Below are 22,103 nucleotides of genomic sequence, written 5' to 3' on the forward strand. Positions count from 1 at the left end.
CAGCCCTAACGTGATTCATTCGATTGCATTACATAATTACTTCACGCCGTTTTCCTTCGCCCATGTGTCGAGCTGGTTCTGTTTCTCTCCGATAATTTTAGCGATGCCAGCAGCTTTCAGCTTAGAGATAAACTCCGGTAAAATATTAGCGGGATCAACGCTACCCGTCTCAAGCGGAAGCTTATATTGCGTTATAACGTTCATAACAGCTGCGTATTCCGTTTTCACAGGAGAAATATCGAACATGAAGCCCAGCGCTTTGGAACGCTTCGCGCTTTTGTTGAATTCATCCGTTTTCGCCCAAATGTCAGGATCATTGCCTTCCAGAACATACGAAAGGAACTGATTGCCGAACATCCAGCCCAGCGGCATATTATAGCCTACTGTAGTAGAGTTAAGCCCGCTTGGGTAAGCAATCACATTGTCGGTGCCTTCTACCTTAACGTAATGCTTGCCCTCAATTCCCCAGTCAAACAAATTAACGATATCCTTGTCGCTGAACATCAGATTCATGAACGCCATAGCTTTCTCAGGCACTTCGGAATGTACAGGAATTCCCCACATTGCGCTGGTGACCGTACCTGTTGTTGCAACTGGCGCCAGCAGCTCTGCCGTCACCATTTCGATGCCGCTTGCTTGTGTTTCTCCGCTTGCAAAGCCTGGCTTCTGCCTGGACATATAAGCAAAGCCTTTGTTCGACTTAATCAGATCGAACTGGGATGACTTATTCGTCGCAGCATCCTTCAAAATATAGCCGTCCAAGTACCATTGACGAATTTTTTGAATATGCTCCGCGTATTCCTTCGTTTCGTACAGGTTAACAACCTTCAGGTCATTGTCATAGTTCGGAAGAACGCCGATAGAATCGCTAAGTTCATCGAAATATACATAATCGTCTGCGAACGAGCGCCCGATTGCACCCGGCATAAGCGGAGTGAAATTGTTATCTCCATTCTTTACCGTCTTTAACATGCTCTCCACATCGTCAAGCGTCTTAATAGAAGCAAGATCGATGCCGTGCTTCTCTACCAGGTCTTTGCGCATCGTCAAGCCATAGCTAGTTGCGAGGTCGCGCACTGTCGGCACGGCATGGACTTCTCCTTTTACCTTAGCCGCTTGTAAATACTCTTCGCCGAGCGCAGCTGTAATGCCTTGACCATGCTCCTTAATAAGTGCATCAAGCGGAAGGAGCTGTCCTTTGGCAATCATATTGCTGTATGAGGTTCCCATCACAACAAACAGGTCCAGCTTTTCGTTGCTAGTAAACATTAGATTGGTTTGCTGCTGCCATTCACTTACGCTGATCGGAAGAAAATCCACCTTTGCTCCGATCTTCGCCACCGCGATCTCATTGATCGCGTCTTCAATCAATTGCATATCCTTAGGTATAGCTCCGACAAAAGGGAAAGCGAGCGTAAGCTCATCCACCTTAGCAGGAGATTCTGCGCCTCCTTCATTCTGCTTGTCTTTCCCTCCGCCGCAAGCCGAGAGCACGAGCGTGAAGCAGAGGAGCAATGTAGCTACACCCATCAACTTGTTTTTCATTCCATTCCCCGCCTTTTTATCTTGATGATGTTAATAATTCCATTCTACTGATGCGGGGGGCACCCATCTGCTCCGATTACGACTTCTTGTTACCGCTTTCCCGACTTTCAGCAGCGGCAGCTTGTTGTCGACTGTTCCTGTACTCAAGCGGATTCATATTTTTATGCTTCTTGAACATGCGCGAGAAATGAGAGAAATTCGCATAGCCGATTTTGGCACCAATAGCACTCACCGAAGAATCGGTATTCTCCAGAAGCTCTGCGGCAATATCTAGTCGCTGTTGCAGCAAATATTCGGAAATAGACAACCCCGTCTCTTTTTTAAATATGCGGGTTAAGTAATCAGGATTCAAATAGACGTGGCTCGCGATGCTCTCACGGGATAGTTCCTCCGCCAGATGCCTTCTAATATAAGCCTTCGCCTTATCCACTACACTTTCTGATTGCTCAATCGAAGCAACAAAGTCCATCGCCTTATCGATACTATGGTGCATCCAAGCCAGAGCATCCGTTACTGAACGCGCAGACATGGCGTATAACGCGATGGAGTTCCGGTCTCCAAGCAGTTGGTGAGCCTGAATTCCTTTAACCTTAAGTACGTAGTAAAGCATCTGCTGAAAATCCTGAATGAATTGGTTCAACAAACTAGGCGTTAGCTGGTTCAACTGGACTTGGTTCATAATATAGCTTTCTGCAGCTTCTAGTACCTTCGATCTCCCGCCTTCCTCAAGCAGAACTGCCCACACGCCCATATCAGGCAAAAGATACTGAACAAGTGATGGCTGGAAATCCTGCAGCTCGAATACTTTCTCATCATAGGCTACATTATTGGCATCAAGCTTCAATAGCTTCTGGAACATGGCAGCTAGCTCATGACCGCTCGCATTGCCTCCGATATAACAGGAAACGCCCATATAAAAGTAAGTGCGGCAAGCTTCAATATAGCGTGTGCAACGCTCCCGCAATTCACTTATTTGGGATACGTGAGATTCCCCATTCATCATAACAAGGATATAGCCATTTCCTATCGTTACAATTAGCCCATTCTCTGGTCCAACCAGCAGCAGCTCCTCGGCTGATTTGCGTATGGCGTATTCGATTACCTTCTCGTCACGCAGTGAAATCTCCTTATACCGTCTTCTAATATGAATAAGGATCGGCAGAATAGTAAGCTCCTCCGAGTAAGGAATATTCCGCTCCTCTGCTACCTTCTTGATCGCTTGTGCATGGCTTGGAATCGATTGCTCCAATATATCCAGCCAGAATCGTTCAACAAGCATCGGTTGATGCTGAACCCAGAACTTTCCATAGTTACTGAATTCATTGATTCTGCTATCCAGCTCAAGCTTGTTAAGCGCCCGCTTAACCACCTCTTCTAGCTCTTTGAAAGGAATCGGCTTCAACAGGTAATCTAAGCTGCCCAGTTGAATGGCTTGCTTCGCATAATGAAAATCGGCATGACAAGTTAGAAAAATCGTCTCTGTCTTGGCATAATGCTCGCGCACCCATTCCAATAGCTGAAGTCCCGTTCCTTGCGGCATCTCGATGTCGCAGAGCATGATATCTATAGGCTCTTGTTGGAATATTTCCTTAGCCTGATCGGGACTATACGCGGTCAATACCTTGGTGATGCCAATTGCAGACCACTCGACACCTGTTCTCAATCCTTCTACAGCAATAAGCTCGTCATCTACGATCAGCAGCTGCCGCATCGTCCCTCCACTCCTTCCCTTCCAATGGTGGATGTAATGGAATAACCAGCTCCACGACCGCCCCTTGGGGATCGTCATTATAGCATTCCATTGTCGCCACAGTCCCATATTGCAGCCTTAGCCTTTCCTGCGCATTCCATAGGCCGATATGCTCGCCTGCCTCATCGACATAGAGCTTGCCAAGACGAATGCTTTCCAAAGCAGCCTCTGAGAAGCCCCCTCCCGTATCCCGAATCGAGATATTGACCATTGGCTCCTCTGCCAAATCATCCAGAAAAGCTTCTATTGTAAAGGTTATCGGTTCACCCATCTTCACCGCATGCTTGATCGTATTCTCCACAAAGGTTTGCAGCAGCAACGGCGGTACGGGCGTCATTTGCAAATAATCAGGAACCTGAATCTCATAGGTTAATTGATAAGGAAAACGCAGCTCCTGAATGCGCAAATAGTTTCTCACATGCTGCAGCTCATCCTTAAGTGAAGCAAAGGAGCTGTTGCTCTGGAACATATAACGGAAATAATGGACGAGGCATAGCGTCATTTCTTGAATAAGCTCGTAATTTTTCACTTGTGCCAGGCTGTATAGAATATTAAAGGAGTTCATAAAAAAATGAGGGTTAATCTGCAGCTGAAGATGCTTCAGCTCCGCCTTTTGCTTGTTCAGCTGCTCTTCATACACATTGATTTTCAATTCCTCGATTTGAGAAATCATTTGATTAAAGGTGCGATTGACCAGTTGGAACTCATCCGGAAGCGGCTCTGTCTCAATACGCGTATTGAAATTCCCTTCTCCAATGCGACGCATCGCCGTCATCATTCTTCTTAGCGGAAGCAGCAGAACTCGACGAAGAGACCATAGGCTTAGTGGAACCATAAGAATCGCTATAAAAACAACAACGGTGGAGATTTTGTTTAAATAAGGGAGATTCTCAAGGATCTGCTTGTTGGGAATAACCGATGCCAAGCTGAAATCCCCTTTTTCTGACGAGTCTCCAATTATGAGATAATCCTTGCCGGTCCCAGATAAATAATAATGCTGGAACCCTCTTGTGAAATCCAACTGCGGATCAGAAAGTGGCCTTGTACTATACAGCTGCTGTCCTAGATCGTTCACGAACAGAAGCGCTCCTGAAGCGCCATTCTGCATTTCACTTAACGGCTTCAACAATGTCTCTACCTTTACCCAAGAGCCTATATAAATGTCGCCGCTTCGGAACAGCCTCACAAGATGGCTCGCACCATTAATCTGCTCCACAGTCCACTCATTGTTCTTATAGCCCGGCTGATCAGCCAGCATGATGACTTTTTCCTTCATCGCATTTCGGATTCCTGACAGCTGAATATAACTCATAGATCCGTTGAAAGCGTCTACCATATCTTGTTTGGGAATAGAATACACAAAAAAACCGTCGATGTAGGGATAAACCGACAGATCAGAAGACAAGCGCCGCGATACGCTGCTCTTGGCTATCGCATATTCATCATCTGAATTCGGCTCTCCCATTGTCTGAACATTCCATTCCGAGAACGCAAGTCCCATCATATGGCGTTCTGCCTCAGACAGTTGGTCGTCGATTTGTTTCATATAAAGAGAAATTAAAGTTTTATTCGATACGGCTACCTGATTATGAATCACATTGACGCTATAATAATTGTTGTAAATCAATAGCACGATAAGAGGCAAAGTAATGCTCAGAAGGCCAAGCACCAGCTTGACCCGAATGGATTTCCAAGGGATTTCGCTTAAATGTCTGATCATATATGTGCGCACACCCTTTTAAGTATTGATGGAGTAAAATATTATAGCATCCCTTCATCCTAATGCCACTACTTATTATAATCCACCCTTTAGACGACTATTCAGTTGCACTTTGATGACATCATTGAGCGAAGATATTATCTATGAAATATCGTTTAGTTGATGAAACCTTAATGTATAAAAATATTTATTCGATGAAAGCAGTCGACGCTCTACGTAAACAAAGGAGATGAGACAGTAAAAAAACCTATCGTCGACGCAGTTCTTTGTTAACCAAAAAGCACACAAGTCTGCCACGGGTTACGGCGGTCTTGTGTGCTTTAATTCATCCTAAATTTATTGATATATCTTCCCTACATACAATAAATTTATATAGTCAACTGGCTCAATAAAATCTTAAACAGAACTCTTAGCTATTTTTTCACCCTATCTCCGTTTCCCACACATTCCCTTCAAATGGCCATTCCCACAAGTCCATAAATAGCCCTAGATCCCTTATCTCCCTTATTGCATCCTCACATATGATGGAGCTACCAATATCCATGTAATAATCGTAGGAAAAGTTCAAGAAAAACTTATCGCCATGTCTAAGCTGGCAAGCAATATCCTCTCTCATGCCCAATCTAACGATATATTCGATTTGTTTACCTGTAAGGAGAGACCCATCCTGTAAAGAGTAATAGGCATCTACAATCTCTTGAGGATAGCATTTCGGATATTTTAAAATGTGTTCAGTAAAAAGCTCTTCTCGTAATTTATTCATTAAGCAAATTTCTAATTCATGAACTTGAATACTGTTCATATAGATATCTACTGCCCTAACATATTTATCCTCAACAGATAAGTACTCGCTCATCGAGAGGCTTACCCCATTATAAGTCTGCCCTATATCTATTATCGAAGTCCACGTAGGTGTTTTGGGCTTATTCTCTTCCCCTTCTTTCAAAGGAGGGTATTTTCTTACTTGCCAATAATGCATGCTCAATTCTCCATTCCCCACTCGTTTCTCAATAGGCTGATTAAAACATTAAAATCCTTAAGTTGATTGGGGTTTTCAAAGATTTTTATATCCCAAGTTGCGCCCTTACATATTCTAGATTTCGTGCATTGTTCAATTTAATTAAAATACCCATTTTAACCCTTCTTGACCATTACAGGGTAAACCGATTAAAAAGAAACCTTCAAAGGCATGATACCTATCTGAAGGGCATCCCTTAGAATGGACATTGGATTAACCTACTGGTCTTTACGATGAATTATTAGGGGGTGTATTTTCATGCCGGTAAAGGGACTTTAGTTTAACATTAATCCACGGCCACAAATCGCCATAATAGCTCCTTGCCAGCTGAGATACCGATGCGTGGTGTTTTCTCTACTTGTAGGACTTGATCCTTCTGCTCCAGAGAAAAACGATTATCTGGATCATTAATGAGGTCATATCCATAAAAATCTTTATTGATGTTTAGTCCCTGAGTTAGCTTTCCGGGACCATTCAAAAGTATTTTATCACTTTTAACCGGTCGATTATTTCGGATCAGTTCGATCCCCTCTATCGGTTTAGCGGCACGTAACAATACTCCCCCGACAGTTCCAGGCAGATGCGCAACCACATTCATGCAGAAATACATACCGTAAATAAAATAAACATACAAATGACCCACTTCTCCAAACATAGCTTGGGTGCGGGGTGTCATTCCTCGATAGGCATGGCTGGCTGGATCTTCACCACCCTTGTATGCTTCCGTCTCAGTAATTTGTACACGTATTATTCCATTCTCTGTTTTTCTCACAAGATAGCAGCCAATCAGCTGTTCAGCCACCACAAGCGTATCCTGTTCGAGAAAGGTTCTATCCATGATTAGTTTTCTCCTTGTTATCCATTATACGAACGTTCATTCGGTTGCCTAAAATAGGGACTGTACATATTCCAGATTTTAAGGAAAACGAGTAATCCTGAATACATCTTGTTATAAACAACATTTCGGACACCTATATAGTGAATACTGTTTTCTTCATTTTTACCCTCTCTAAGCATTCCTTAATCCAGTTTATCTTGATCAACTTGCCGCTACAACTATTCATTCTGACAACTATGACATGATTTTTTCGCCGTTACTTAGGATAGGACTCACCTTAACGGAACTAACTTGAGATTAAACTAAATAGTGGATACACCCTAAGGAAAAACCTTTAAAATAGAATTAACTAATAGGTGGAGGTGTGACATGGGAATAGCCGCCAGCAGAAATTAATGAAGCGAATATGCAAAAGAGGCAGATGATCGCTCATCGGCCTCTTTTGCATGTTCTGTAATCATTCTTCGGTGCTTTCCTACTTATGAGACAATCTCTTTGTTGAGGTTGTCATGATCCGTTAGCTAGAAGGATTCGTTACTACATACATCCATGCTAGCAATGAATCAAGGGTTCTCTTCTGTTTCCTTGGGAATGGAATTACTTTACAGCATTTATGCCTAACAACACCAGAATCCCCATTCCGACAGCCCATACGACTATGGCAATCGTTTGCCAAATCATCACATATCGTTTCGATGCACCCGATGCAATACAAACTAAAGCCGCGATATGGTCTCCGATCAGTAAAGGACCTAGAAGCGACACTCCGGGAACACCGTACTTTTGAAATAGCTTCTGCCCACGTTCTAAACGTTTATTGTGCTTTTCTTGTTTACGTTCAGACGGTTTTCTTCTTTGCAGCCACTGCCTTACTCGATCACTAGCCAGGATAACAACCATAACCGAGATCCAGTTTCCGACGATTGCCGCTACGATAGTCATCACTGCAGGGAACCCGACCGCAATCCCTATAGGTACTGCAAAGTATCCTTCGAGAAAGGGGATCATTCCTACAAGCATAACCCCAAGGAATTGTAATATCGGATTAGAGTCTTGCAACTGCTGCAAAAATTGTTCCAACTTGCCATCATCCTCTTCTAATTTGTAACTATTAAATTTTTGTACATAAGAATGCATATCTACGCGACTATCAATAATTTTGATTGTTAAGGGCGCAATTCATACTTAGTCATTCACTTTTTTAATTTATACTTTGCGAGCTACATTCCGATTTAGGAAAGTGCCATTTTACATTCAACGCTCATGGATTGCGTCACTGTGAATTAGCACTTTCCGAATCGCGGAGATTTTGAACCTCAATAACTGACAAACCCTTGATACGCCTGCGTTTTCACTTACTCTGGTGACGGTTTTCCGTGGCATTTCATTTTACTGTGAGTGACAATCGCATGTATAACGTGTGACAACAGTACGTATTGCCCACAGGTCCAACCATTCCCTACACCTTAAAAGCCTTCATCGCTTTGCGCAGCTCTTTCCAGCTTGGGCGCTTGCCGTACATCAGTACGCCTGTGCGGTAGATCTTCGCCGAGATCCAGCCTGCGATGTAGATCGTAACGAACAGAATTCCGATGGACAACAGCACTTCCCACATCGCTGGGTTCGCAAGACCAAGGCGAAGCATCATTACGAATGGGGAGAAGAACGGAATGAACGATGAGATGATGACAAGCGTGCTGTCTGGACTCGAAATACTGAAGTTTCCGATGTAGAAGCCTGCGAGAGCCAGCAATGTAACCGGCAATACAGCTTGCCCGAGATCCTCAGTCCGGCTCACAATTGATCCTACAGCTGCGAACAGCGTCGAATACAAGAAATATCCGGCTAAGTAGAAGACTAGAGCATATACCAGAAGCATCGGATCAATCGCCGACAAGTCAATTTCGAACGACTGGAAAGCTTCTTTATTATGAGGCAGATTTATATTGATAATAACAATGATCACATATACGACAATTTGGGATAAGCCGACGATGAACATACCGAAGATTTTCCCGAACATTTGCTTCAAAGGCGCTACGCTCGTTACGAGAATCTCCATAACACGGGAGCTCTTCTCCGCTGTAATTTCCGAAGCAATGAGATTGCCTGTGAACATAATCGCGAAGAACAGCAGAATCATAATGGCCATGACCAAGAACATCGATACACCTTGCTCATTTGCCGTTTTTCCATTGCCGGCACTTCCTGCTCCGCCGCCTGCCGCGATTTGAACGAAATCAATCACGACGGGTGAATTAAGAATCACCTTCTGCTCAGCCGTCAGTCCTGCATCCTTCAATACTCTATCCTGTTTGATCATGTACAGAGCACCTTGCAAAGACGCTGTTACTTTCTCGTCAAACAGCTTTTCTGATTTATAAGTTACGCTTGGCAGACCGCTTTCTGTAGCTGCACCGAAGGTAAAGTAGCCTTTAATCTCCTCGGCTGCAACTTTATCCTTCAATTGCTTCTCGTTGCTCTCGACAGATCCAGCATCCGGATATTCGATCAGCTTAATGTCCGGCTTTTCCTGTGCGTCATAATACACCTTCAGCTGCTGCACAAGCTCTTCTTCTGAGTTAGCTGTGTAACCAACCTCGATGGCCTTGCCGGCACCTTTATCGAATAGAGTAATGATATAAGGAATGTTCACACCGATACTAAGAATAATAGCGAAGATCAATGTTGTAATGAGGAAGGATTTGGCCTTGAATTTATTGCGAACCGTGAAGCTAACGACCGTCCAAAAACTATTCATGACTGTCACCACCTACTAATTTAATAAAGATTTCATTCAATGTCGGCTCCATAATCTCGAAGCGCTGAATATCCGTCTGACCGATCGCATGGCGTAAAATATCTCCAGCTGCCTTCTCGCTCTGAATGCCAAGCTGATAACCATTGTCCTGGCGAGTTACCGACGTAACGCCCCTAATAGCCTCCAAGCCGCTGACTTCCCCACTTGTTCTCAGCAGGACACGCTCCCTTGGATAACGAGCTTTAATGTCCTTAAGATTCCCTTGCAGAACGGGCTTCGAACGATGCATAATCGTAATATTCTGACAAAGCTCCTCGACATGCTCCATACGGTGCGTAGAGAACAGCATTGTCGTTCCGCTATCGCGCAGCTCCTTGACCGTCGATTTCAGCAGCTCGACATTAACCGGGTCCAATCCGCTGAATGCTTCATCCAATATAACGATACGAGGATTATGAATAACAGAAGCAACGAACTGAATCTTTTGTTGATTACCCTTGGACAGCTCTTCTATCTTCTTATTGTAGTATTCCGAGATCTCGAAGCGTTCCAGCCATCGCTTCAAGCTTTTATCCGCATCCTTCTTGGACATGCCGCGCAATTGAGCGAGGTAGATTAATTGATCGCTTACCTGAATCCGTGGATACAGTCCGCGTTCCTCTGGCAAGTAGCCCAGCATTCTGAGCTGGTCATTCGTATAAGGCTGGCCATTGTATAGAATTTTACCGTTATCCGGAAAAATCAGGCCCAACACCATGCGCATGGTCGTTGTTTTCCCTGCTCCATTCGCGCCTAGCAATCCATAAATTTCTCCTTCGCCAACCTCGAAGCTGATGTTGCTAACCGCTGTCTTATCCCCATATTGCTTCGATACTTGCTCTACTATTAACGGTTTCATATCTTTATCCCCTCTCTCTTCTTAAGAACGTGCACGCAGCCGCTCCTGATCTATCAGAATGGACAATATATCATCCAAATTCATCGCTTGCCTGCTCATAATGTGAATATCCTGCTGCTCACACCATTGCTCTGCAGCCATCGCCTGCCTAGTTACAATACGCAGTCTACCGCCGCCAGTATCTTCAATGCTGCATTGACCAGGTATGGCCTCTGCCCTTGCCCTCGTTAACCCATCTCCACTAACATAAAAAGAATGCCAGCTGCTGAATAACTCATCCTTCTCATACACCCCAAGAATTCTTCCATAGGCCATGAACACAATGTAATCAGCAAGTCTCTTTACTTCCTCTACAATATGAGAGGCCATAAGAATCGTCCGATCCCCGTTATCCATGTACTTGTGGAGTACATCAATCATCGTTCGCCAAGCCAGAGGATCAAGTCCCGAGGAGGGCTCGTCGAGAAGCAGCAGCTCCGGATGATGCGATAAGATCAAAGCAAGCTCGTACTTACGCCTCATCCCTTTGGACATGCTCTTCAGCTTGATGCTATCGTCGAGCTCGAATATTCGCAGCAGCTCTCGATAGCGGTTGAAATCCCAATTGGGATACCATTGTCTCGCGAATGATGTCTTATCCGCAGCCTTCATTCCATCGTCAAAAATACTGAATAATTCAGGTAAATATCCGATTTTCTGCTTAACCTCCGTGTCCTTTCCTTCGCCAACGCGGTGACCAAGCATATCAATCGTCCCCGAATCCGGCTTCACAAGATCAAGCAGCAGATTGAAGGTTGTACTTTTCCCCGATCCATTCGGTCCGACAATTGCGGTGACATATCCTGCGGGGATATCCAAATTGATTGGTCCCAGTCGAAATTGAGGCCGCTCCATCTTAACTTCAACAAGCCGCAGGGCAGCTATCGCATCCTCCATCATCATCTTCAGCCCGTCCCCTTCCTGCTGCTATTCTTTATATTTCCTCTCCAGCACTTCATGGAAAAGCTCAGCTAACTCTTCTTTTGTGCATTGTACCAGCTTGCCTGCAGTCACTCCTGTCTCGAATGCCTCAATGACCGCTTCAAGGCGATATTGGTCCATCTGCAGCTGTTCGACGCGAGCGACATACGTTCCGGTTCCTTGCCTTGTACGTAGCAAGCCTTCTGTCTCCAGGTCCTGATAAACCCGGCGAACCGTTATTACACTGCACTTCAACATTTGAGCAAGCTCCCGTATAGAGGGAAGCAAGATTCCTTCTTCCAGCTGCCCGCTTACAATAAGTGCTCTTAGCTGTACTTCAATCTGATAATAAAGCGGTTCGGCACTTTGCTCGTTAATTTGTATAGGCAGCCACACAGCCTCACCTTCTTTGCCATTTCATTTATATCACACTTAATTGTTAGCGAAGCTTCGTTTCTGAAGCCGCTGAACGATGAGCTTATATCCTACAAATAATGATGCTAAGCAGAATGCTAACGAAAGAATGACATACAGCCAGTTCCCAGCTATAGATCCCTTCATTACACCAAGTACGATGTTTGCTCCAAGCAGCTTCAGCCCCATAACTAGTAGAATAATAATTGGGAGGAAGAGATAGCAGAACATCGAATACATTTTTCCGGAATACCCCAGCTCCCAGTAGACATAAGAAACGGATACACCAAGCGCATAGAACAGCCAGAACATCAGATTCAGCAAGAATCCACCAAGGCTCATCGTTTCTTGCAATTGATCGACCACTAGATATTGAGCTGTGAAAAACAAGATCAGCATGGGTAGCAGCACGATAATTAGTTGAAGAAAGCGGCCGATTACCAATTGTTCAATCGGAATGGGCATCGTGCGCCAATACGCCAGCTTGTCTGAATATGAATCCTCTCTCCATACCCGGAATGTAGTTTTGGTCATGATGAATGCCAGACTTGGCAATGCGCTAATAAATAGAAAGTCCAGTAACCATGACATTGTTCGAGCTGCCTGTTCGTCATCATCGTACAACGTTGAGGATGTGAACGAAAGGTATAAACAGAATATAATCGTAAGTATAAGACCGTATCGATCTCTGCTCAATTCATGCTTGGCAATCTGCCAAGCTCCCTGCCAAAGCTTCACGAAGTTATCTCCTTCCACCCAAGAGGTGATTATACTGTATATATCTTTATACACAGTATAATCACACCCTCCAATCATGTCAACATATTCCACAAAAAATAAAAAAGCACAGCTGCCTTATCCGCTTCCGCCGATAAATCAACTATGCTCCTATATTAACTATATTCTCTCTGCTCTTATAATCCGAATATCGCATCAATCATTGGTTTCGTATGACCGCCTGGATACATGAGGTACAGCATGATGTAGACGAGAGTACCTGTAATCGCCGTAATAAACCAAATAATAGACGTAATGCGTCCCCACTTGCGATGCTTGGCATACTTGCTCTTGAAGCCGAGCACCAAAGTCGTGATGCCGAATACAGCAGCTACCGTCGCAAGTGTGATATGGAACAATAAGAAGGTCAGATAAAAGGGCTTCAAGCTATCGGGTCCGCCCCATGAAGTGTTTCCTACTAGAATAGTGCGAGAGGAATAGATGATGAAGAAGATGATAGCAGCAATAGCTGCAGCAATCATCACTTTCTTATGCTCCACCAGTCTCCGTTTGATCGCCAGTGACCAGCCAATCGCGACCAGAATAGCGCTAATAACGATAAATGTTGTACTAACCGTTGGGAAAATCATATACCAGTTCAATGTCGATCCCACCTATAATGTAATATTCACGATAATCTGCAATTATGCTGTGCCTGTACCCGCATTCGGAAGCTCGTCATCCTTATGTTCCCGCTTGAACCAAATGGCGAAAATATAGGACAGGATAATGCCGTACATAAGCTCTTGTACCAGCTTCATCACAATACCGCCAAGCTGCTGATCCTCCGTTACGTCCATCCAATTGAAAAACTCTGGACCGCCACCTACCAGCTCAAGCAGTCTCGCAGGATCGCCGGATACACAATAGCCCATAGCTTCCACCCATACCTGGGGATCATTATAGATCGCATACATAGGTGAAGTAGCGAAAATAATAAGCGCGCAGGCAGGTGTAAGCAATACGCCATTCGCGAATACATAAGCCATTTTTTTGAGATCAGTCAATCTATTCCACTCTGGCACCGGACAAGTAATCTGCCACCACATCATCATCGCTGTAATCAAGAGAATGCCATAATAGAGGCGATGCACGGTGAAATTCGTCATGACATAATCATGAATAATCGGAATATGGTACACCGAGAACAATAGATTGAATAGAATTAGCGTAACAACCGGATTCATCAAGAAGCTGAGCTTAGACCAGCCTTTAGCGGCAAAAGCCCTTCTCCACACAAAAGCCGGTATACCCAATAGCACCATTGGAGGGACAATCAGATAAGATACCGACATATTAACCATATGGAAGGTGAACATCAAATGTCCCAGCAGATTGAATGGACCACCGTGAACCATATAGAACAGGAAGGCAGCAGACACGAATAACAGCTTCTGCTTGCCTGTTGCTTTCTCCTCATCAGGTACCAGCTGCTTCTCTCTCCAAGGCCCTATAATATAGAAGTAGAGAATTACAACAGCAATCGTACCGAATAAAAACCATGGGGTCCACAACTCTTCGAAGCTGAAATATTGTAAACCTAGCATTTGTGGAAGCTCCTTTCACATATCTACAAAAGAGGAGGGACCCATAGGGGGACCCTCCTCTTTTCAATTATACGTTGGCTTATTACCACCAAACCCAATATTCTGCCATGATTACGCATGTGAAGACGATAAACACGCCGCCTAGAATACCGATAATGGCGAATGTATGACCGCGATCCTTCATATGCATCCAGAACGCTAATTGAACGAATACTTGCAGGAATGCACAGCCCATCAAGATGATGTAGATGAAATCTTTATTGATCTCGCCGCCTGCAACAGCAGCAAAAGCAATTACCGTCAGCAGAATCGATAAGATAAAGGAAATGATATGCTTCTTCGGACCTTCAACCTTATGACGCTCAGGACGTTGTTCTTCCGTAGCGGAATGATTGCTAGCCATCGGATTAAACCACCTTTCCCATCAAATAAACGACGGTGAAGATAAATACCCATACTACGTCGATAAAGTGCCAATACAGACCTGCCACATAAGCTTTAGGAGCTGTTACGACTGTAAGACCTTTCTTCATCAATTGCATGATCAGAATAGAGATCCAACCAATACCGAATGCTACGTGAGCACCATGGAAGCCGACAAGCGTATAGAACGAGGAGCTGAATGCGCTCGTTGTAAAGCCATGGCCTTCATGTACATAGTGAACGAACTCGTAAATTTCCAGTCCCAGGAAGCCTAGGCCAAGAACGACCGTCACGATCAACCAACTGATTAATGCTTTTACATTCCGTTGGTGCAGCGCTTGTGTAGCGAATACGCTCGTCAAGCTCGATGTCAGCAACAATGCTGTTGCTGTAGCAACCAGCGGCAAGGAGAAAAGCTCGCTCGGCGGAGGACCATCCATAACCTGATGGCGCAATGCCAGGAACGCTGAGAACAGCGTTCCGAACAATACCGTTTCACCACCAAGGAAAAGCCAGAAACCAAGTATCTTATTGCGTCCCTCTAGGGTCGCTTTTTCGGGCTCATGAGGCAATTGCCCGTCTACATGCGAATGCGCGCTCATGCTTTTACCCCCTTGTCTTGCAGCTCTTCTGGTTCAATATGGAAGCCATGATCATCAAATACAGAACGAAGCACCATGCAGGCGAATGTAATAACCAATCCAGCACCAACTACGATGTAGCCTGTATCAATACCTGCAATCTTACCCCACTCGCCATTGGAATACATCAATCCGAAGCCTGTAATGAACAAGCCAAGTGACATAAAGAATGGCAGAATAGATGGGGATGGCATATGGATCGATGCGATAGGCTCAGCAGGCGTCATGCCTGTATTGCCTTCCATCTTCTCTTTCCAATAAGCATCGTAACCGCGAACGAGCGGCGTTTGTTTGAAGTTATATTCTGGCGGCGGGGATGGAATTGTCCACTCCAGCGTACGGCCATCTTCCCATGGATCATTAGCAGCGTTAGCCGGCTTGAATGCCGTAATAACAACGTTAAGAAGGAAGAAGATCGTGCCGAGACCCATCAGCAAAGCACCGATTGTACTAATTAAGTTCATTTCATTGAAGCCGAGACCATCAAGATAAGTCCAGATACGACGCGGCATACCAAGCAAGCCAAGGAAATGCTGAACGAAGAACGTCATATGGAATCCGATAAAGAAGGTCCAGAACGTCCATTTGCCAAGTGTTTCATTGAGCAAGCGTCCGAACATCTTAGGCCACCAGTAATGCAAGCCCGCGAAGATACCCAAGATCAAACCGCCTACGATAACGTAGTGGAAATGGGCTACGACGAAATAGCTGTCATGATACTGGAAGTCAGCAGGTGCAGCTGCTAGCATAACGCCCGTTACGCCACCCATTACGAAGGTAGGTACGAAGCCTACAGCGAATAGATTTGCTGCCGTGAATTTGATCGAGCCGCCCCACATCGTGAACAGCCAGTTGAAAATTTTGATACCTGTCGGTATAGCAATCAGCATCGTTGCTATTGAGAAGAGCGCATTCGCAACGGGCCCAAGACCAGTTGTGAACATGTGATGCGCCCAAACCATGAAGCCTAAGAAGCCGATAAGGATGGTAGCAAATACCATCGAGCTGTAACCGAACAATCTCTTGCGTGAGAATGTACTGATAACCTCCGAAATAACACCGAAGGCCGGCAAGATGAGGATATACACCTCAGGATGCCCGAATATCCAGAAAATATGCTCCCACAGTACGGTGTTACCGCCGCCTGAAGGATTAAAGAAGTTTGCATCAAATATACGGTCGAACATCAGTGCCGCCAGACCAACTGCCAAGGCAGGGAATGCGAACAAGATCAGAGCTGATGTAATGAATGCTGTCCATGTGAATAGCGGCATACGCATGAACGTCATGCCTGGCGCACGCATATTAATGATCGTTACGAGGAAGTTAATGCCCCCGATCAATGTACCAATACCAGCGATCTGCAAACCTATTACATAATAGTCTACGCCATGATCGCCATTGTATGTAGTGCCTGCAAGTGGTGCATAAGCAGTCCAGCCTGCATCTGGAGCTCCGCCAGTGAACCAGCTGATATTCAGCAATACACCGCCGAATAAGAAGGTCCAGAAGCCTAGTGCGTTGACGAATGGGAACGCTACGTCGCGAGCACCGATCTGCAGCGGGATAATCGCATTCATTAGCGCGAATATCATAGGCATCGCTGCAAGGAATATCATTGTCGTACCATGCATGGTCAGCAATTCATTGAACGTGTCCGCGGATACGAAATTGTTAAGCGGCTTCCACAGTTGAATACGAATGAGCAATGCTTCCAATCCACCGACCAGAAAGAAAAATCCCCCGGCTATCAAATACAATATACCGATTTTTTTGTGGTCAACCGTCGTCAACCAGTCCATAAGACCAGTATGGCGTTTAACCGCATGTCCATGAGCCAAAGTAGGTACCTCCTTCAATCACTGATGATTTATTGTTCATAGTCGAGCGTAAGCTTCGACAGATAATCCGAGATGCCTTCAAGCTCCTGTGGTGTCAAATCAACCTTAGGCATTTGGTTGCCTGGTTTCACCTTCTCTGGATCTTCGATCCAACGATGCAGGTTCTCATATACCGTACCTTCGTTGGAGTATTTCTTATCATCAGTGTTAACAAGAATACCTCCGACAGTCTCACGGCTACCGATACCAGTCAAGTTAGGGAAAGCTGGTCCACCTTGATCGCCTACTGCATGACAAGTCAAGCACTTGCTGACAAATGCTTCTTTGATTGCAGGGTCACTTGGCAGTGCTACCGGCTCTTGAAGCGCAGCTGTCCAACGATCAAATTCATCTGGACTTACTGATTTCACTTTGAAATCCATCAGACCATGGGAAGGTCCACATAGCTCTGCGCATTTACCTAAGTAAACGCCTTCTTTTGGAGCTGAGAAGTACATCGTATTAACGTTAGCGCCAGCATTGGAGTCAATCTTGCCGGCAAGCGCCGGAATCCAGAAGGAGTGCTTCACGTCAGCTGACTTAGTCTCAATAGAAATCGTTTTGTCTGTTGGAATGATTAATTCCTGTGCAGTCTTAATACCCAGCTCTGGATATTCGAACTCCCACCAGTAGAGATGCGAAGTTACGATAACTTTAACCGCATCAGGGTCCTTCGTATAATCCTTGGACAGATTGAATACCGATTGTACGGTAGGAACGCCAAGAATGATAAGCATGATAATTGGAATAACGGTCCAAATAATCTCCAGCTTATGGCTTCCTTCCACTTGCTTCGGAATCGTGTTGTCTCCAGGACGTCTACGGAAACGAATAATTACATACAAAGAAATCGCAAACACGACTACAATCACGATCAACATGATTGAAATCGCCAGCTTCATCAGTCCGAACTGCTCTTCCGCTACGGGACCTTGGGGATTCAGCGTGGACAAGTCACTTCGTCCACATGCCGACAGCACCAACACCATCAAGGCCAGAAGCGGCGCAAGCCGTTTTACAAACTGCCACCGATTCATCAATAATCAACCCCACTTTTGACGTTTTCGCAGCTGCAAATATCGCGTGAATTGCGGCATACTGCGTGTTTTTCACAGATGTTTTGACAACTCCTGTAACTTAAATCACTTTATTAAATATAAAGTTGAACCCCATATTTGTCAATGTTCCACAGAGAGTTCACAAATTGTTCGCAAAGCTGTCAAAAAGGCTAATTGCCAAGGTTTTTTGACGGCCGATGAGGCTTGCCCCACTCTCTAATCCCCATCCTACATTGTGCACCAAACCCATGGTCAATTATGTATGGACCTGCAAGCGTATATTTCATCGTTCCCTACAAACCCTATTCCTATAACCGCCCGAATGGAGGCTGACCTAATAATGAAGAAACGAGTTGCTGGATTACTGATTGGCTGTGCCTTATTGACCACCACAACTGCCTGCAATTATGAGCAACGCATTCAACAAAGTGATTATGATTATGGAAGCCGCACAGCTGATGATCCCAAAATGCTTGGCAATAAGCTTTATGGCTCTGCATCCACCAACCCTCACCAGCACGACAATCGTTTTTTTGAATACAGCAATACGATTTCAGGAAAGGTCACCGAGCTTAATGGCGTCGCATCCGCTATTGTCATGCTGACAGACAAGAATGCTTATGTCGGCATTATGCTGGATTGGACCGCCGTTGGAACCAAAAGCACAGGCAAGACAGATGAACAGGATAACAGTGGCGCGGGCGGCGAGGGTGTCTATAACCATGATACCGGCAGCCCGAGATGGGATAACAGGCAGCTGGTTACGCCTTATAATTCTTATTTCTCGGTCAATGACCATAATCAATTGTCGCCGGAGCTTAAGCAGACTATCGCAAGGCGTGTTCGTGAGCTGGCGCCTATGGTTCAGGAAGTGCATATTTCGGCGAATATGGATTACGTGAATCAAATGAATGATTATGCCAAGCAAGCTTGGATGAATCATTCATTGACACCATGGCTGGAGGATTTCAATAACTTAGTCAAATATCAATTTGCGGGCGGAAAAATTATGCCTAAGCAAGTGTCCGATTATGAAGGAATACGCGCTAGAAACCGGAAAGGACAGTCATTAATACCTACACATTAGATCAAATTTATTGATGCTAAAAAAATCGCTTCCTATTATATATAGAAAACGAGCAAAAAGGAGCAAACCCCCTTTTTGCTCGTTTTCTCTTCATATTCCAATGTTTCCCTCCATTATACACTCATTGCTAGCCTTGTTGTTTTTGCGGTTTCATGAGCGCCTGAAGCTTATGGATCGCATCCCGATAATCCTGTTTATCCTCATCATTCATGGCGAACTGCTCCAGCATCTGAAGCTCTGCTTCGTACTGATCAAGCAAGGCTGTAATCTGCTCAGCAGGCTTATTAGGCTTCTTCCCCGAGATGCTCTTATAGCCAGTCTGTACGGACAATTCCCCTTGTGCATCAATCTGCGCCATAAATACATTCTCCATCGCAACCTTCTGCTTATGCAGCTCTCTCTTCAACCACTGTTTGTCTCGTCCGGAAGCCTCCAGGGATTGCTCAAGCACTTGACCATCCATAAGTATGGTTTGCGGCTCCTCCTCCTGAGGCATCTTCCACCCTAGCATGTCAGGGGTTAGCGGACGATACTCCTTCTTGAGCAGAACGTTAATAACGCCGCTTTGCTCCAATATAGCGAATTCAACATCTGCCACTCGGAAAACATCTTTTTTTCGCAGCTGCTCCAGCATTTCATCTATTGTAATTTTTTCCTTCTTCATATTTTCTTTCAACATAACACCCTTATCAATTAATACCGTTCCTCGGCCATCTACAATATCTCGAAGCTTTTTATTGTGAAGTGTCCAATACTCTATCCCAACAGAAACCGCTACCCAGACAACTAGAGATACAATACCCAAATACCAATTGTTATCTAAATCCAATGAAATATAAGCGGCGATATTCCCCATTGTTATCCCCGTGATATATTCAAAGAGCGATAATTGCGATATTTGTCGTTTGCCTAGAAGCTTCGTAATGGCGAACAAAATTAGGACAGACGATAAGGTCCTCAGTGAAATCTCCAACCAATCCGGCATTGCATTTCCCTCCTGCTGGCAATTACTAATGTTGTCTTTCCTATAATCTCCCGTTGCCAAGAAGTCATACATGCTTACATAGTTTTCCTTCTAGTTGCATTTCTGACTGAGATGAGTTATACTTTAGCTATTGTGTTGTATTTAACCCCAGTATATCCCTCATTAGAAAACTCAACGTTTTCCTCAGATTTTGATTTTCTTTTCCTGTTAATTTCCAATCCTGTACGTGCTGTAAGAACTTTGATTCACACTGGCGCGGTCATCGGAGCCGCGAGGACGGAAGAGAGGTAGGGCTTTCGTTGTTTTGAAGAATGCTTACGAAACTGTTTTGCGCTCACGCAGAACCTAGTAGGCAAGATAATGCGATCTTGCTGTAATTAACAAGGGATATTGAACGGCCATCCCGTTGCTAGCATGGCCCGATGAGACTAACCTCAACCCGAGGTTAAATATATGTTACACAAGCCAACGGCATCCAGACTATCTGGATGCCGTTATCCATTCTGCCCCTTCTCCATCGTCTTGCTGTATTCTTTCAAGCTGAAGTAGACGCATAGCATCAGAAAACAAACATAGGCAAGAGCGCTCGCTGTACCATAGCTCCCTCTCATGTGCCCTACCATTGATCCGGTAACAATTGATAATAGACCGCCGACAATGGACAGCCATATCCCTTTGCCATAGCCCCCTGCCTTCGCATCAGATGGAAGACCCGGTTTCTTTTTCCTGAGAACACCTATAAGCAAGAAGCCAAAAAAGATAAATTGCACGGCAAAGGTTATAGGCATAATCCCATAGGTTACAAACAGGACTACCTCATCTGTGTTATTGAAAGCAAGACCAGCAAACAGAGATATCGCTAGACCAGTCAGAACATTGGCGAAGTCATAGTTTTGCTGCTTTGTATAAGAGGTAAGGCCTGTCAGAATAGCAAAATATAAAACCGCAAATTTAATTAATATGGTCGGAATATATCCCGAAATCAAAAATATATCTACACGATCCAAAAAGTCGGTCACATGGATCTGCTGAACGAGTATCCAGCCAATATACAGAAGTCTGGAAGCAAGCACCGGACTGATTACACTCACAATACAGAATAGCCATATCGTTAATATAAAAGCGGATATAACGACACCCATCTTCACTGCAAGATAGATATCGCGCGGCTTCCGTATATGATGCAGAAAAGCCCCAATCGCAATGAGATCGGCAAATGAACTGACGACAAGTATACTGCTTTTCATTGGAGGAATTATGCCATCGCTCAACACAGGAGGCAATTTGTTCAAATCTATTTCATTCAACAGCAGCAGGGGCAATAGAACGTACATAGTGATGAACACCATACTAAACATAAGGTTAGCTCTTGCCAGATGCTCCATCGTCCCTGTAGCAAAGTACATCATTAGAAATACCGTCAATAATAAAATAAACTCATGGGGGGTCTTCAATAATATGGAGGAATTAAAAAAATCACTAAATAGCCTTAGCTGGCTGACCAAATCCATAAATAAATAACCGATTAACAGCGCATTCAGCAGTCCGCCGAACCATTTGCCCCATAAGGAATTAGCCATATCGAACAGATTTTTGCCCGGCATGCTGCGAGCCAAGCGCCACAGCATATAAGCATAGCCAATTCCAAGGGGTATAGGGAGCAGGAAAGAAAGCCATGCATCTTGATTGGCGATCCCCGTCAACGCCATTGGCAAGCTGACCATATTGGATGCAATAAGAAAAGAACTGACCAGCATCGCTAGTTTCAGTGTGGAAATTTTCATGTGATCCTTCATTGCCA

General features: G+C 44.7%; 20 protein-coding genes. 1 reads left to right on the forward strand and 19 read right to left on the reverse strand.

All coding sequences use genetic code 11. The features are described 5' to 3' along the window. Window positions 1–36: 36 nt before the first annotated feature. From AC50YO_RS07890 to coxB, 17 genes are all read right to left on the reverse strand, one after another. Window positions 37–1,545, reverse strand: a complete 1,509-nt coding sequence (locus AC50YO_RS07890; RefSeq protein ID WP_494845574.1) for an ABC transporter substrate-binding protein — start codon at window positions 1,543–1,545, stop codon at window positions 37–39. A gap of 76 nt (window positions 1,546–1,621) precedes the next feature. Next, complete coding sequence (locus tag AC50YO_RS07895; protein WP_494845578.1) at window positions 1,622–3,256, reverse strand: response regulator; 1,635 nt, start codon at window positions 3,254–3,256, stop codon at window positions 1,622–1,624. Further along, a complete protein-coding gene (locus tag AC50YO_RS07900) occupies window positions 3,231–5,015 on the reverse strand; it encodes a sensor histidine kinase (RefSeq protein WP_494845580.1) in 1,785 nt (594 codons plus the stop codon). Before AC50YO_RS07900 ends, AC50YO_RS07895 begins: the two co-directional genes overlap by 26 nt. Before the next feature lie 421 nt (window positions 5,016–5,436). Next, window positions 5,437–5,994, reverse strand: a complete 558-nt coding sequence (locus tag AC50YO_RS07905) for a hypothetical protein (RefSeq protein WP_494845583.1) — start codon at window positions 5,992–5,994, stop codon at window positions 5,437–5,439. 325 nt (window positions 5,995–6,319) lie between these two features. Continuing rightward, window positions 6,320–6,871 carry a DNA-3-methyladenine glycosylase gene (locus tag AC50YO_RS07910; RefSeq protein ID WP_494845588.1) on the reverse strand — a complete coding sequence of 184 codons (552 nt, stop codon included), beginning with the start codon at window positions 6,869–6,871 and terminating at the stop codon, window positions 6,320–6,322. Window positions 6,872–7,468: 597 nt separating this feature from the next. Further along, on the reverse strand, window positions 7,469–7,939 hold the full coding sequence (locus tag AC50YO_RS07915) for a small multi-drug export protein (protein WP_494845589.1): 471 nt from the start codon (window positions 7,937–7,939) through the stop codon (window positions 7,469–7,471). A 391-nt stretch (window positions 7,940–8,330) separates the two neighbouring features. Beyond that, window positions 8,331–9,632, reverse strand: a complete 1,302-nt coding sequence (locus AC50YO_RS07920; protein WP_494845593.1) for an ABC transporter permease — start codon at window positions 9,630–9,632, stop codon at window positions 8,331–8,333. After that, a complete protein-coding gene (locus tag AC50YO_RS07925; protein WP_494845598.1) occupies window positions 9,625–10,530 on the reverse strand; it encodes an ABC transporter ATP-binding protein in 906 nt (301 codons plus the stop codon). Before AC50YO_RS07925 ends, AC50YO_RS07920 begins: the two co-directional genes overlap by 8 nt. Window positions 10,531–10,551: 21 nt before the next feature. Further along, on the reverse strand, window positions 10,552–11,472 hold the full coding sequence (locus AC50YO_RS07930) for an ABC transporter ATP-binding protein (protein WP_494845602.1): 921 nt from the start codon (window positions 11,470–11,472) through the stop codon (window positions 10,552–10,554). A 24-nt stretch (window positions 11,473–11,496) separates the two neighbouring features. Continuing rightward, window positions 11,497–11,886, reverse strand: coding sequence for a GntR family transcriptional regulator (locus tag AC50YO_RS07935; protein WP_494845604.1), 390 nt, complete (start codon window positions 11,884–11,886; stop codon window positions 11,497–11,499). A 36-nt stretch (window positions 11,887–11,922) separates the two neighbouring features. Beyond that, window positions 11,923–12,642, reverse strand: a complete 720-nt coding sequence (locus tag AC50YO_RS07940) for a hypothetical protein (RefSeq protein ID WP_494845609.1) — start codon at window positions 12,640–12,642, stop codon at window positions 11,923–11,925. 176 nt (window positions 12,643–12,818) lie between these two features. Continuing rightward, window positions 12,819–13,283, reverse strand: coding sequence for a DUF420 domain-containing protein (locus tag AC50YO_RS07945; RefSeq protein ID WP_494845612.1), 465 nt, complete (start codon window positions 13,281–13,283; stop codon window positions 12,819–12,821). Between the two features lie 42 nt (window positions 13,284–13,325). After that, window positions 13,326–14,228 (reverse strand): cytochrome c oxidase assembly factor CtaG, encoded by a 903-nt coding sequence (gene ctaG, locus AC50YO_RS07950; protein WP_494845614.1) that lies wholly within the window; start codon window positions 14,226–14,228, stop codon window positions 13,326–13,328. A gap of 82 nt (window positions 14,229–14,310) precedes the next feature. Then, complete coding sequence (locus AC50YO_RS07955) at window positions 14,311–14,631, reverse strand: cytochrome C oxidase subunit IV family protein (RefSeq protein WP_494845616.1); 321 nt, start codon at window positions 14,629–14,631, stop codon at window positions 14,311–14,313. A 4-nt stretch (window positions 14,632–14,635) separates the two neighbouring features. Next, a complete protein-coding gene (locus AC50YO_RS07960) occupies window positions 14,636–15,253 on the reverse strand; it encodes a cytochrome (ubi)quinol oxidase subunit III (protein WP_494845619.1) in 618 nt (205 codons plus the stop codon). Beyond that, on the reverse strand, window positions 15,250–17,133 hold the full coding sequence (gene ctaD / locus AC50YO_RS07965) for a cytochrome c oxidase subunit I (RefSeq protein ID WP_494845621.1): 1,884 nt from the start codon (window positions 17,131–17,133) through the stop codon (window positions 15,250–15,252). Before ctaD ends, AC50YO_RS07960 begins: the two co-directional genes overlap by 4 nt. Before the next feature lie 29 nt (window positions 17,134–17,162). Next, window positions 17,163–18,209 (reverse strand): cytochrome c oxidase subunit II, encoded by a 1,047-nt coding sequence (gene coxB / locus AC50YO_RS07970; RefSeq protein WP_494845626.1) that lies wholly within the window; start codon window positions 18,207–18,209, stop codon window positions 17,163–17,165. Window positions 18,210–18,570: 361 nt separating this feature from the next. Here coxB and AC50YO_RS07975 point away from each other — a divergent pair, with 361 nt between their 5' ends. Beyond that, window positions 18,571–19,317: a YhcN/YlaJ family sporulation lipoprotein gene (locus AC50YO_RS07975; RefSeq protein WP_494845629.1), complete on the forward strand. Its 747-nt coding sequence runs from the start codon at window positions 18,571–18,573 to the stop codon at window positions 19,315–19,317. Window positions 19,318–19,444: 127 nt separating this feature from the next. Here AC50YO_RS07975 and AC50YO_RS07980 read toward each other — a convergent pair whose 3' ends face one another. Together AC50YO_RS07980 and AC50YO_RS07985 are read right to left on the reverse strand one after the other, a co-directional pair. Further along, window positions 19,445–20,302 carry a DUF421 domain-containing protein gene (locus AC50YO_RS07980; protein WP_494845632.1) on the reverse strand — a complete coding sequence of 286 codons (858 nt, stop codon included), beginning with the start codon at window positions 20,300–20,302 and terminating at the stop codon, window positions 19,445–19,447. Between the two features lie 494 nt (window positions 20,303–20,796). Further along, a complete protein-coding gene (locus AC50YO_RS07985; RefSeq protein WP_494845635.1) occupies window positions 20,797–22,098 on the reverse strand; it encodes a GerAB/ArcD/ProY family transporter in 1,302 nt (433 codons plus the stop codon). Window positions 22,099–22,103: the final 5 nt, after the last annotated feature.

The organism is Paenibacillus sp. J22P59, from assembly GCF_059383895.1.

What these genes read in the sequence shown, in the direction of transcription:
- ctaG (WP_494845614.1), bottom strand. Translation starts at nt 14,228, where the DNA reads ATGCTAGGTTTACAATATTTCAGCTTCGAAGAGTTGTGGACCCCATGG.
- AC50YO_RS07890 (WP_494845574.1), bottom strand. Translation starts at nt 1,545, where the DNA reads ATGAAAAACAAGTTGATGGGTGTAGCTACATTGCTCCTCTGCTTCACG.
- AC50YO_RS07900 (WP_494845580.1), bottom strand. Translation starts at nt 5,015, where the DNA reads ATGATCAGACATTTAAGCGAAATCCCTTGGAAATCCATTCGGGTCAAG.
- AC50YO_RS07930 (WP_494845602.1), bottom strand. Translation starts at nt 11,472, where the DNA reads ATGATGATGGAGGATGCGATAGCTGCCCTGCGGCTTGTTGAAGTTAAG.
- AC50YO_RS07980 (WP_494845632.1), bottom strand. Translation starts at nt 20,302, where the DNA reads ATGCCGGATTGGTTGGAGATTTCACTGAGGACCTTATCGTCTGTCCTA.
- AC50YO_RS07985 (WP_494845635.1), bottom strand. Translation starts at nt 22,098, where the DNA reads ATGAAGGATCACATGAAAATTTCCACACTGAAACTAGCGATGCTGGTC.
- AC50YO_RS07905 (WP_494845583.1), bottom strand. Translation starts at nt 5,994, where the DNA reads ATGCATTATTGGCAAGTAAGAAAATACCCTCCTTTGAAAGAAGGGGAA.
- AC50YO_RS07925 (WP_494845598.1), bottom strand. Translation starts at nt 10,530, where the DNA reads ATGAAACCGTTAATAGTAGAGCAAGTATCGAAGCAATATGGGGATAAG.
- AC50YO_RS07975 (WP_494845629.1), top strand. Translation starts at nt 18,571, where the DNA reads ATGAAGAAACGAGTTGCTGGATTACTGATTGGCTGTGCCTTATTGACC.
- AC50YO_RS07920 (WP_494845593.1), bottom strand. Translation starts at nt 9,632, where the DNA reads ATGAATAGTTTTTGGACGGTCGTTAGCTTCACGGTTCGCAATAAATTC.
- AC50YO_RS07895 (WP_494845578.1), bottom strand. Translation starts at nt 3,256, where the DNA reads ATGCGGCAGCTGCTGATCGTAGATGACGAGCTTATTGCTGTAGAAGGA.
- AC50YO_RS07960 (WP_494845619.1), bottom strand. Translation starts at nt 15,253, where the DNA reads ATGAGCGCGCATTCGCATGTAGACGGGCAATTGCCTCATGAGCCCGAA.
- AC50YO_RS07955 (WP_494845616.1), bottom strand. Translation starts at nt 14,631, where the DNA reads ATGGCTAGCAATCATTCCGCTACGGAAGAACAACGTCCTGAGCGTCAT.
- AC50YO_RS07910 (WP_494845588.1), bottom strand. Translation starts at nt 6,871, where the DNA reads ATGGATAGAACCTTTCTCGAACAGGATACGCTTGTGGTGGCTGAACAG.
- coxB (WP_494845626.1), bottom strand. Translation starts at nt 18,209, where the DNA reads ATGAATCGGTGGCAGTTTGTAAAACGGCTTGCGCCGCTTCTGGCCTTG.